The organism is Clostridium sp. X (assembly GCF_055755365.1).
Map to the genome: position 1 here is coordinate 1,432,867 of NZ_CM146912.1, position 12,579 is coordinate 1,445,445.

Here is a 12,579-nt window from a genome sequence, read left to right on the forward strand (position 1 = left end):
TAAGCTATTTTAGGGGGAGTAAAATGGAAAAGCGTTTATTAATACTATTTAGCATTAGTATATTAATACTTATGTTATCAGCTTGTGGCAAAAAAGAAAGAGATCCAAATGCAGTTATTCATTATTTAAAAAGCTTAAATACTTATACATGTGATGTAAATATACATATAAAAAATAGTAAACAAGAGATAGATATAGAAAGTAAACAGGTATATCATAAAGACTTTGGTCATAGATTAGATATAAACAAAGATAGAGTACTTATTTATAAAGAGAATGGAATTCAAATAAGTGATTTAGTTAATAGCATGGATTACACCTTAGATACTAAGTTTGATAATGTGTATAGGTTAAGCTTCATACAACAATATATAGGGTTATTATATACTGATAAAGAGATTGAAAACACATTTAAGAAAATTGGAGATAGGGAATATCAGCTTATATCACTAGCTATTCCAGGAAATAATAGGAATATGAACAAAGCTATTATGTATGTAGATACAGAAACTAAACTTCCAAATAAACTATCTATATATGACATTAAAGATAAAGAAGTAGTAAGTTTTATATACACAAATTTTGTACCGAATGCAGATGTGGATAAAGAACTTTTCAAAGAAAAATTAACTAAGGAATAAAGGGATATAGAGGAATCCCTAGGTTGGAGGTAGCAACATGTTTAAACATTTACGACCAGTATGGGCAGAAATCAACCTAGATAATATTGCCTTCAATATGAAGCAAATTAGAAGTTGTTCAGAGAGCGAAGATATAATGGCTATAGTGAAGGCGGATGCCTATGGACATGGAGCTTTAGATATTTCGCCAGTACTTTTAGAAAACGGAGCTACTAGATTAGCGGTTGCTGTAGTTAGTGAAGGAGTAGAATTAAGAAGAGGGGGAATTGAATGCCCCATTATGGTTTTGGGTTTTACCCCTCCTAGCTTAATTGATGATTTATTAAAATATGATATAGGTCAAACAATTTTTTCTTATAATTATGCAAAAGAACTTTCAATAATTGCTAAGAAAAAGCATAAAAAAGCTAAAGTTCATATAGCTATTGACACAGGAATGGGAAGAATCGGATTCATGCCTAATGAAGAAAGTCTAAAGGAAGTAGTAGAAATAAGTAAGCTACCTAATATAGAAATAGAAGGTATATTTTCACACTTTTCTACAGCAGATGAAAAAGATAAAGAATACACTTACCAACAGTTAAATAGATTTAATGCTTTTTATGAAGCTTTAAAAAAATCTGGAGTTCATATAAAAATAAGGCACATAGCTAATAGTGGGGCTATAATTGATCTACCAGAATCCCATTTTGAAGCAGTTAGACCAGGTATAATATTGTATGGATATTATCCATCAGAAGAAGTAAATAAAGACAGAATAGAATTAAAACCTGCTATGGATTTAAAAACTAATATAGCTCACATAAAAAGTATACCTTCTGGGTATTATATAGGCTATGGAAAAAGATTTAAGTCTTCTAGAGATAGTATAATTGCTACTCTACCAGTAGGATATGCTGATGGATACACAAGATTGTTAAACAATAAAGCAAAAGTTATAATTAATGGTCAATTCGCCCCGGTAGTAGGAAGTATTTGTATGGATCAATGCATGGTAGACGTTACAGATATAAAAGGTGAAGTAAAAATAGGAAATGAAGTGATTCTTATAGGAGAGAAGAATGGAGTTAAGTTAAATGCAGACCACATAGCAGAGATGTTAGGAACCATAAACTATGAAGTAGTTTGCATGATAACAAAAAGAGTTCCGAGAGTGTACATAAAAGATGGTGAAGTTGTAAAGGTAAGGAATTATGTGTAGTAAATTACAATAAAGCGTAAAAATACATAAGATATATAGTATAGAAATACGGAGTTTTCTTTGACATCTTGACAGACATTAAAGTATAATTGAATTGTACATATTTTCTCTATGTTAATTTAGGAGGTATAAAAACTCTATGTCAAGTTCAAAGAAGCAAGTAGAAATCCCAATAGAAGCACGTAAAGATGACATTCGAAAAGAATATTTAAAAAAATACAGAAAAAAGAGTGAATTTATTAGGGACTCTTTAATACTATATATTAAGGACAAAAAGAAGCTAAGTAAAATAGAAGAATTAAAAAAAGGGTATATAGAAATGGCACAAATGAATTTAGAAATTTGTGAAATGGGCTTTGCTGAAGATATGATAGTATTAAAAGAATATGAAGCTAAGCTTGCGGAGAGTGATTTGCCTGATGACAATGGTAGTGAAAAGAGGAGATATATTTTATGCTGATTTAAGCCCGGTTGTGGGTTCAGAACAGGGCGGAATAAGACCAGTTTTAATTATTCAAAACAATGTAGGGAATAAATATAGTCCAACTGTTATTATATCTGCAATTACATCTCAAATAAATAAAGCAAAACTTCCTACTCATGTTGAGATTTCATCAGAGGAATATGGATTAAATAAGGATTCAGTTGTTTTGCTAGAACAGATTAGGACTTTAGATAAGAAGAGATTAAAAGAAAAAATAGGTCATATGTCAGAAAAAGATATGATAAAAGTGGATGAAGCACTTTTAATTAGTATTGGATTATAAAAATATAGGGCAGAGATGCCCTTTTTTAGTTTATATGAAATTATAAGTTTATCTATAAAAGGATAAACTTATAATTTCATATAAACTAGGGTGTGCAGAGGGGGCACCCCTCGCCGCACTAAGAGCGGTGCTCAGACGCATAGCGTTGTCGAAGGGGGACTAGGTTCCCCTAGCGAAAAAAATCGGCGTAGCCGACTTTTTTAGTTTGTAATAGTGTAATTTTTCTAATATATTGTTATAATAATATATTAGAAAAGTAAATTTCGTATGAATAGAGTTTACAGAAGTTACGCATCAGATAAAATAGGAGGGTTTTAAAATGGCAAAAGATATTCATGAGCTACAGAAGATCGCTAAGGAAGTAAGAAAAGACATCATAACAATGCTAACAGAATCTGGCTCAGGTCATCCAGGTGGATCACTTTCAGCAGTTGAAATTTTAACAACATTATATTTTAAAGAAATGAACGTAAATGTTGAGGATCCAGATAATATTAACAGAGATAGATTTGTTCTTTCTAAAGGGCATGCAGCACCAGTTCTATATAGTGTCCTTGCGGAAAAAGGATTTTTCAATAAAGAGGAGTTAATGGGTCTAAGAAAGCTTGGATCAATGCTACAAGGACATCCTAATATGAATTATGTTCCGGGAATAGATATGTCTACTGGTTCACTGGGTCAAGGAATATCTACAGCAGTAGGGATGGGTATAGCAGGCAAATTAGATAATAAAGACTATAGAGTATATACTCTTCTTGGTGATGGAGAATTACAAGAAGGACAAGTGTGGGAAGCATCTATGGCAGCTGCTCAATTTAAATTAGATAATTTAACTGCTTTTGTAGATTATAATAGTTTGCAAATTGATGGAAGAACACAAGATGTTATGGCAGTAGATCCTATTGATAAAAAGTTTGAAGCTTTTGGATGGCATGTTATAAATATAGATGGACATAATTTTGAAGCTATAATTAGTGCAGTTGATGAAGCCAAGAGCACAAAAGGCAAACCAACAGTGATAGTTGCAAAAACTATAAAAGGTAAAGGAGTATCCTTTATGGAAGATGAAGCTAGTTGGCACGGATCAGCTCCAAGCAAAGAACAATGTGATCAGGCATTAAGAGAAATCGGAGGCGAAGAATAATGGCAAATAAAATAGCTACTAGAGAGGCTTATGGTACTGCGTTAGCAAAATTAGGTCAAGAAAATCCTAATATAGTTGTACTAGATGCAGACCTATCAAAATCTACAAAAACTGCGGACTTTAAAAAAGTTTGTCCAGATAGACATATAAATATGGGAATTGCAGAATCAAATATGATGGCTGTTGCTGCAGGACTTTCAACTTGTGGTAAGATTCCATTCGCTAGTACTTTTGCTATGTTTGCAGCAGGAAGAGCATTTGAACAAATTAGAAACACAATTTGTTATCCAAAATTAAATGTTAAAGTATGTGCAACACATGCAGGATTAACTGTTGGAGAAGACGGAGCATCACACCAATCTATAGAAGATATATCATTAATGAGAAGTATTCCAAATATGACAGTAATATGCCCAAGCGATGCCATTGAAACAGAAGCGGCTATTAGAGCAATTGCTGAGTATGAAGGTCCTTGTTATGTACGACTAGGAAGATCAGGAGTACCAATAATTAATGATGAGCCGAATTATAAGTTTGAAATAGGAAAGGGAGTAACTTTAAGAGAAGGAAAGGAAGCTACTATAATTGCTACTGGAATAATGGTAGATGCAGCTCTTGAAGCATACAATATTCTTGCTGAAGAAGGTATAAAGGTTAAAGTAATTAATATACATACTATAAAACCTATAGATTTAGACATAATAGTAAATGCTGCAAGAGAAACAGGAGTTATAGTTACAGCAGAAGAACATAGTGTAATAGGTGGACTTGGTTCAGCAGTTTGTGAAATTTTAAGTGAAAACTGTCCAGTTCCAGTAGTAAGAGTGGGAGTAAAAGATGTTTTTGGTGAAAGTGGAAAACCAAATGAATTATTAAAAGCTTACGGATTAACTGGAGAGGATATAGTTAAAGCTGTGAAAAAAGCTATATCTTTTAAATAGTCATTTTTGGAAGGAGTTAATATAGCTCCTTCCTTTTTTACAAAATATAGGGGTGACATTATGAGTAAAAAATTTAAAGAGTACCTCACAGTTACCATTGGCGTGGTAATACTAGCAATATCCATAAAGTTTTTTTTAGTTCCCAATAGGATAGCAGCAGGTGGAGTGACTGGAATAGCAATTATAATAAACTATATTATTCCAAGCATTAGTGTTGGATTAATTATGCTTATTATGAACATCATATTATTTATAGTTGCTTTTATAGTAATAGGAGGTAAATTTGGAGCAAAAACTATATATGCTTCTTTAAGTTTATCAGGATTAATCTTTATTTTAGATAAAGTCGTTTCGCCAGAAGTAGCTATAACTCATGATTTAATTTTAGCTACATTGTTTGGAACTTTTCTCTCAGGAATTGGTATGGGACTTGTGTTTAATCAAAACGCTTCAACAGGTGGAACAGATATATTAGCTAAGATATTAAATAAATTTTTACATTTAGACATAGGAAAGGCACTTTTAAGTGTAGATTTTATGGTAGCATTAGCTGCTGGAATTACTTTTTCGCCTGAACTTGGTATGTATGGATTATTAGCTGTAATTATAAATGGCTTTATGATTGATACTGTTATAGAGGGGTTAAATACTTGTAAAGCAGTAGTTGTTATGAGTTCGAAGAACGATATAATAAGTAAATATGTAATAGAAGAATTGGAAAGAGGATGCACCATGTTTGAAGGAAAAGGTGCGTACAGTGGTAATGGAATAAATGTATTGTATACAATACTAGATAGAAGACAATTTGTAAAATTAAAGAGTTATATAAAAGCAATTGATAAAAATGCATTCATAACAGTAAGTGAAGCACATGAGGTTTTAGGAGAAGGTTTTAAGGATATGATTGAAGATTAAACTAAATATTCACAATATATTAACTCAAATTCCCCTAGCTTATGTTATAATAATACATAAGCGATGTATAAAAAAGAAATTGGATGGGAGAAATTTGTAAGATGATAGAGTTTAGAAATGCTACTAAAATATATGATAATAATGTTTTTGCTCTTTCAAATATAAATTTAGATGTAGATAGAGGAGATTTTTTATTTCTCGTTGGATCTAGTGGAGCTGGAAAATCTACTTTTATAAAACTACTTATTAAGGAAATAGAGCTAACTACAGGAAGAATACTTGTTGCAGGTGAAGATATATCTAAAGTTAAAAGAATGGACATACCGTATTATAGAAGAAAGATAGGTATGGTGTTTCAAGATTTTAGGTTAATTCCTACATTGAATGTGTATGAAAACGTTGCTTTTGCTATGAGAGTTGTAGAAGCTTCAGAGAGAGAAATAAGAAAAAGAGTACCTATGGTCTTATCTATGGTAGGATTATCAAATAAATTTAGGTGTTTTCCAGATGAGCTTTCTGGAGGGCAACAGCAGAGAGTTGCAATAGCTAGAGCTATAGTCAATAATCCTGCTATTATAATTGCAGATGAACCAACAGGTAATCTAGACCCAGAAACATCTGTAGAAGTAATGAAGATACTAAATGATATTAATCGCGCTGGAACTACTATACTTATGGCTACTCATGATAAGAGTATCGTAGATAACATGAAAAAAAGGGTTATAGCAATTGAAAAAGGTGTTATTGTGAGAGACGAACAGAAAGGTAGATATGGCTATGAAGATTAATACTATAAAATATTCCTTGGTTGATGCACTAAAAAGTTTAAAAAGAAATACAACTCTAAGTTTTGCATCAATTATTACTGTTTCACTAACTCTTTTCATGTTTGGAATATATTTAATGGCTATGCTAAACGCTAATCAAGTGGTGAAAAATATTGAATCTAAGCTTGAGGTATCAGTTTTTTTAAAGGAAGATATAAAAGCAGATGATAAAGAAAATATTCAAAATATAATCACTACTACAAAAGGTGTTACGAAAATAGCATATGTAACTAAGGAAGAAGCATTAGAAAAGTGGAAAGAACAATTAGGCAAGGAAAATCATGATTTAGTTCAAGGATTTGATGAAAAAAATCCGCTGCCAGAGTCTTTTACAGTAACCGTTGAAAATGCAGAAATGGTAAAGACTATAGTGAAGACTACAGAAAAGCTAGCGGGTGTTGAAAAAGTAGTTGCCAATGAAGATTTAGTAAATAGAATAGCAGGAGTAACAAGAGGAGTAAAGTGGATTGGATTTGCAGCCTTAATTCTATTAATTCCTATTTGTTTATTTCTAATTGGAAATACTATTAAATTAGCTGTTTATTCAAGACGTAGAGAAGTTAATATAATGAAGTATGTAGGTGCAACAGATTGGTTTATAAGATGGCCATTTATAATAGAAGGTGTAATTATAGGTATAGTAGGGGCAATAATTGCAAGTGCTGTACTCATACCATTATATGGATTAGCTTATAACAAACTATCAGATAGTATTATGATGATTGAGTTAGTTACACCAAACTATATAGTTATGAATATACTATGGATATTTATCCTATCAGGAACTTTAATCGGTGGAATAGGAAGTATATTATCTATTAGAAAGTTTTTAAAAGTATAATAATTAGTTTATATTAAGGTTGGCCAAAATAGCCAGCCTTAATATTTGTTTAATGAAATTTATCTAAAAGGTATAATTATATACTTAATAACGTAAGAATATAAATAACACGAGGTTGAGAGGTGATATTTATGGAGTATAAAGATAAGAATGACAGTGAAAGAAAGTATAAAACAAGGGATAGTAAAGTTATATGGATTTTAATAGTTATTTTAGTAATTATATTAACAAATTTCACAACGTATGTTATAGGAACTAGAATGCCAATAAAAGGAACAAGAAGGGTAAGTGAGGATACTTATCAAGATATGATGCAATTTAAAAAGTTATTTATTGTAAAAGATAATTTAGAGCAGTATTACGATGGTAATATAGATGAAAACTTACTAGTTGAAAATGCTGTAAAAGGAATGACGGAGTCCTTAAATGATCCTTATACTGTATACATGAATAATAAAGAGTATAAAGATTTTAATACACATACAGAAGGAAATTATGTGGGACTTGGATTACAGGTAGGAACCAAAGGTGATAAGATAGTAGTTATAGCACCATTTGAAGATTCGCCAGCTAAGCAAGCTGGAATAATTAGTGGAGATATAATTGAAAAGGTTGATGGTAATGCAGTAACTGCAAAGGATTATGAGAAAGCAGTTACTATGATGAAGGGTGAAAAGAATACATACGTAACAATCACCATAACAAGAGAAGGAAAAGGAACTTTTGATGTTAAAGTAAAGAGGGCAGTTATCACTTTGACAACTGTTACTGGAGAAATGATAGAGGATGGTATAGGTCTTATTACTTTAACTGTTTTTGATGAGCATACAGATGAGCAGTTTACAAAAGTTGTTGATAATTTAACTAAAAAAGGCATGAAGGCTATGGTACTAGATTTAAGACAAAATCCAGGTGGATGGCTTACACAGGCTATAAACATAACTTCTAAATTCATACCTAAAGATAAAGTATTAGTGTCTACAGAGGATAAATATGATAATAAAGAAGAATATAAATCTAAGGGTGGTAATTTAATTGGAATGCCACTTGTCGTATTAATAGACAATGGAACAGCTAGTGCTTCAGAAATTTTTTCAGGTGCTGTTAGAGATTACAAGATCGGCACATTAGTGGGAGAAAAGAGTTTTGGAAAAGGAATTGTTCAGAGTGTGCTTTATGAAAAGAAATATGGTTTTGGAGATGGTACAGCTCTAAAAGTAACTACATCAAAATACTATACTCCAAATGGAGAAGATATACATCATAAGGGTATAAGCCCAGATGTAGAAGTGAAATATCCTAAAGAACTATTAGAAAAGCCATACGATAAAAAAGTTGATCCTCAATTTATTAAGGCTTTAGAAGTGATTAAGGGTAAACTAAAATAAAAAGATAGTGAGAGGGGAAACGATCTTATATGGATATTTTATTTAATACATTAAGATCTACGGCTTATGCTATGGTTAAGTCACCCTATGTATTTATACTAATAATTTTTATTGTAATGTTCTATAGACAAAACAAGAAGATAGTTATGATACAGAGGATGATTATAGGTGAGAGACTCAATTCCTCATTTGAGCTTACAATATCTCAAATAGTTTTTGGTCTTATTGCAGGAATGACAGCTAGTGTTATGTTAGGTTACTTAGGAGTTACCTTTGATGAGAATACATTAATAGAATTGATATTCTTAATATCTATATTGTTGATGTTTGTAAATCAAAAATTTCTCTGTTTCTCTTATTCAGCGGCTATTTTAGGCTTTATAAGTGTTCTTCTTGAAATAATGAGTGGGATGTATGGTGTAAATATAGAAAAGTTTCGATTCTTAACCATGGATGTAGTAGCACTCATGACATTAATAGCAGTACTACATTTTATAGAAGGAATTCTTATTATAGCTGATGGGAGTAAGGGATCTATACCTATATTCACTAAGAAAGATGATAAGATAATTGGAGGATTTGCTCTAAAAAGATATTGGGCAATTCCTATGGCAATTGCTTTAATTGTAAATTCTAGAAATTATTCTATAGATAGTGTAATACCACTGTCAACGTGGAGTTCATTTTTACATCCGACAACTCCAATTAATTTAATAAGAAATGCAGCTATTTTACTGATGCCTTTTTATGGAGTTTTAGGATATAATAGTATAACTTTTACTAAAACAAAGAAACAGAAATCTCTTTCCTCAGGACTTATAGTAATATTATATAGCTTATTATTATTTATATTTGCTAGATTAGCTGTTTTAAATGTATTTTTCAAGCTATTTGTTATTGTATTTGCACCTGTGGCACATGAGGCTATGTTGCATGTTCAAAGATATAAAGAAGTTAAGGAAGAACCAAAGTATATAAGTGATGAACGTGGAATGATGGTATTAGAAGTGGCACCTAATTCTCCAGCATCACAAATGGGAATCAGAAGTGGTGATATTCTCATTGAAGTGAATCACAAGAGAATATTTAATGAAGATGATATAATAACTACTATTAGGGAAGCTTCAAATATTGCGTGGTTTAAAATTAAAAGAGCTGCAGGTGAGTTTGAAGAGATAAGGTATAAGAACTCTAATAATACTAAAAAACTAGGAATTGTTTTTGTACCGATGTATGTCCCGGATGAGAATTCAGTTATTAAGGTTAATGAAAATAAATTTAGTGACATACTAGAGAACATTAAGAAAAAGTAAAAACAAATAATAAATAAAAACGGATAATAAAGAGGTGATCTTAACTAGAGATCACCTCTTTAACATTTCTTTAAATGATGCTAAAGGCATAGGTTTTCCAAGTAAATATCCTTGAATTTCGTCACAATTTTCTCCTCTTAAAAAATTTAAATGTTCCTCAGTTTCCACTCCCTCAGCTATAGTAGCGATGTTAAGCTTATGAGCTAGAGATATAATTATTTTTACAATCTCTGAGTCTTCTTTGTTTATTCCTATATCTTTTATAAAGGATTTATCTATTTTTAATTTATCAATTGGAAAGCGTTTTAAATAACTTAGAGAAGAATATCCTGTGCCAAAATCATCTAAGGCAATTTTAATTCCCATACTTTTTAAGCTATGAAGAGCCTTTAGTGTATATTCTGGGTTTTGCATAGCCATACTTTCTGTAATTTCTATTTGTAAATACTGTGATGACAATCCAGTATCTTTTAATATTGATGAAATTTTAGATATTAAGTTCTTTTGTTGAAACTGTTTAAAAGAAAGATTTACAGAAACAGGTATAGGGTGAAGTCCATTTTCCTGCCAACGCTTAGCTTGAGTGCAAGCTTCTTTTATTACCCATTCACCTATAGGGATTATTAAATCACTATCTTCAGCATAAGAAATAAATTTTGAAGGAGGCAAAATTCCAAGCTTTGGGTGGTTCCATCGAATTAAAGCTTCTACCCCTACAAGTTTTTTATCCTTAGCATCAAATTGAGGTTGATAGTACAGTTCAAATTCGCCATTTTTTAATGCATTTAATAAACTACTTTCTAAAGAAAGTTCTTCTTCGGCTTTAGTGCTTAAAGTTGAAGTATAAAATTCATAGTGATTTCTACCCTGTTCTTTGGCTCTATACATAGCGATATCAGCACATTTTAGTAGTGTATTTATATCTTCAGCATCAGTAGGATATAGAACTATACCTATACTAATAGTTACACTTAGTTCATAACCATTAATGCCCCAAGGTTGTTTTACGGCTTCTGTAATTTTTTCACATAAAGTGTGTAGTTCGTCTTTAGTATTAACCTTAATTAATAAAGCAAATTCATCTCCGCCTAATCTAGATAACACAGCATTTCCACATATACATTTTAATATTCTGCTAGATATAATTTGTAAAAACTCATCTCCTGTAGCATGTCCTAAAGTGTCATTAATTAACTTAAATTTATCTAAGTCCATATATAATATTGCTAGAAGTCTTCTATCTTTATTTTTATTTAAGTCTAGGATTGACTTAGTAACAATGGCATTAAACAAAATCCTATTGGGTAAATTTGTAAGTTGATCATAGAAAGCCAGATACTGAATCTTATCTTCAGCTAATTTATAATCAGTATTATCAATAGTAACTCCTACCATACCTTTTATTTTTCCATCTTGTCCCACATAAGGAGACTTAGAGGTGGAAGTCCATATATTATTTCCATTAGGTAGTGTAATCTGTCGTTCTATATTTAATTTAGGTATTCCAGAGGATAGTATACTAAAATCTTGCTCACGTATGATTTCTGCTTGTTCTTTTGGAAAGAACTCAAAATCTGTTTTACCCCTAATTTCATCTTTCTTTATATTGAAAACACTAGAAAACAATTCATTTCCTGTAATATATTTTAATGAGTTATCTTTATAGTAAATTAAGGCTGGAATAGTATTTAAAAGTACTTCTTGTTCAATCGTTCTATTGAGCACAGTTTTATCTAAAAGCTTTAAGAATACTATGCAAAGAATTAAACAGGATATAAAAAGAAAAAAGGTAAAGTAGAATCTACTATTTAAAGCCTTAGTATAAATTTCCCTAGAGCTATGAATACTTAGAATAAATGATGGATTTTCATACAAATCCTTTATTACTGTATATCCTAAAATAGAGTTATTATCTAGTGGTTTTACTATAATTTCTTCATAAGAATTAAACGGAAATCTAGTAGTATCAAGTGGATTAAGAGTAACAGATAAACCAGTTATTTCAGACAATTGGTTTATAAATTTATGGTTTATATATTTTCCCATAACTAAGGTGCCTTTAATAGGACCTTGTTTTAAACTAGTTATAATTGGTGATGAAGATATTGCTATATGAGTATCTAAAATAGTAACTATACCATGCATATTACTCTTTGTACTAGTATGCGTACTTATAGATGGATTAGAAAGTATATAGTCTATTATATATATGGGGATGTTCTCCACTGTATGATTTTCTAAATTGAAGCCTTTGGAGAAGATTATCTTGTTATTATTATCTATAAAAATCATAAAATTGAGCTGTAGATTTATGAAGCTTTCATTTGTTAAGTTAGCGTCCATAAAAGTTTTATTTTTATTATCAATAAAGCTACAAGTGTCATCCCAATTAGCCCAATCTATATTTATAGCTGAGATATTTAAAAGTTCCCTATCTAAAGCGTTTATAATGTCATTTACATCTTGAGTGACAGATTTTTTTTCAATGTTGGAAAAATCTTTTAAAAAGATTAGCTGTACAAAAACATGCATTGAGATAGTTAAAGCTATTAGGGTAAAAACAATAATAGTTATTGCTTTTTTACGAAGGGTAATCTTAAT

The 12,579-nt window shown here is 30.8% G+C and carries 12 protein-coding genes; 11 read left to right on the forward strand and 1 reads right to left on the reverse strand.

All coding sequences use genetic code 11. The features are described from left to right. Positions 1-23 precede the first annotated feature (23 nt). The 11 genes from ACX0KU_RS07370 to ACX0KU_RS07420 all read left to right on the forward strand — a co-directional run bounded on the left by ACX0KU_RS07370 (position 24) and on the right by ACX0KU_RS07420 (position 9,978). The gene (locus ACX0KU_RS07370) at positions 24-641 is read left to right on the forward strand and encodes a germination lipoprotein GerS-related protein (protein WP_472992240.1); all 618 of its coding nucleotides are present in this window, start codon (positions 24-26) and stop codon (positions 639-641) included. Between the two features lie 37 nt (positions 642-678). Continuing rightward, positions 679-1,842, forward strand: a complete 1,164-nt coding sequence (alr, locus tag ACX0KU_RS07375; RefSeq protein WP_472992241.1) for an alanine racemase — start codon at positions 679-681, stop codon at positions 1,840-1,842. 139 nt (positions 1,843-1,981) lie between these two features. Then, entirely contained in the window at positions 1,982-2,302 is a 321-nt protein-coding gene (locus ACX0KU_RS07380; protein WP_472992242.1) for a hypothetical protein, read from the forward strand. Further along, positions 2,262-2,609 (forward strand): type II toxin-antitoxin system PemK/MazF family toxin, encoded by a 348-nt coding sequence (locus ACX0KU_RS07385; protein ID WP_472992244.1) that lies wholly within the window; start codon positions 2,262-2,264, stop codon positions 2,607-2,609. The genes ACX0KU_RS07380 and ACX0KU_RS07385 overlap by 41 nt, the downstream gene beginning before the upstream one ends. Before the next feature lie 319 nt (positions 2,610-2,928). After that, on the forward strand, positions 2,929-3,753 hold the full coding sequence (locus ACX0KU_RS07390; protein WP_472992245.1) for a transketolase: 825 nt from the start codon (positions 2,929-2,931) through the stop codon (positions 3,751-3,753). Continuing rightward, entirely contained in the window at positions 3,753-4,694 is a 942-nt protein-coding gene (locus ACX0KU_RS07395) for a transketolase family protein (RefSeq protein ID WP_472992246.1), read from the forward strand. Before ACX0KU_RS07390 ends, ACX0KU_RS07395 begins: the two co-directional genes overlap by 1 nt. A 60-nt stretch (positions 4,695-4,754) precedes the next feature. Further along, entirely contained in the window at positions 4,755-5,609 is an 855-nt protein-coding gene (locus tag ACX0KU_RS07400) for a YitT family protein (RefSeq protein WP_472992247.1), read from the forward strand. Between the two features lie 101 nt (positions 5,610-5,710). Next, on the forward strand, positions 5,711-6,397 hold the full coding sequence (gene ftsE / locus ACX0KU_RS07405) for a cell division ATP-binding protein FtsE (RefSeq protein ID WP_472992248.1): 687 nt from the start codon (positions 5,711-5,713) through the stop codon (positions 6,395-6,397). Continuing rightward, positions 6,381-7,277, forward strand: a complete 897-nt coding sequence (gene ftsX / locus ACX0KU_RS07410; RefSeq protein WP_472992249.1) for a permease-like cell division protein FtsX — start codon at positions 6,381-6,383, stop codon at positions 7,275-7,277. Before ftsE ends, ftsX begins: the two co-directional genes overlap by 17 nt. A 131-nt stretch (positions 7,278-7,408) precedes the next feature. Continuing rightward, positions 7,409-8,665, forward strand: a complete 1,257-nt coding sequence (locus tag ACX0KU_RS07415; protein WP_472992250.1) for a S41 family peptidase — start codon at positions 7,409-7,411, stop codon at positions 8,663-8,665. A 29-nt stretch (positions 8,666-8,694) separates the two neighbouring features. After that, positions 8,695-9,978 carry a PDZ domain-containing protein gene (locus ACX0KU_RS07420; protein ID WP_472992252.1) on the forward strand — a complete coding sequence of 428 codons (1,284 nt, stop codon included), beginning with the start codon at positions 8,695-8,697 and terminating at the stop codon, positions 9,976-9,978. A gap of 51 nt (positions 9,979-10,029) precedes the next feature. Here ACX0KU_RS07420 and ACX0KU_RS07425 read toward each other — a convergent pair whose 3' ends face one another. Further along, positions 10,030-12,510, reverse strand: coding sequence for an EAL domain-containing protein (locus ACX0KU_RS07425; protein WP_472992253.1), 2,481 nt, complete (start codon positions 12,508-12,510; stop codon positions 10,030-10,032). Between the last annotated feature and the right edge of the window lie 69 nt (positions 12,511-12,579).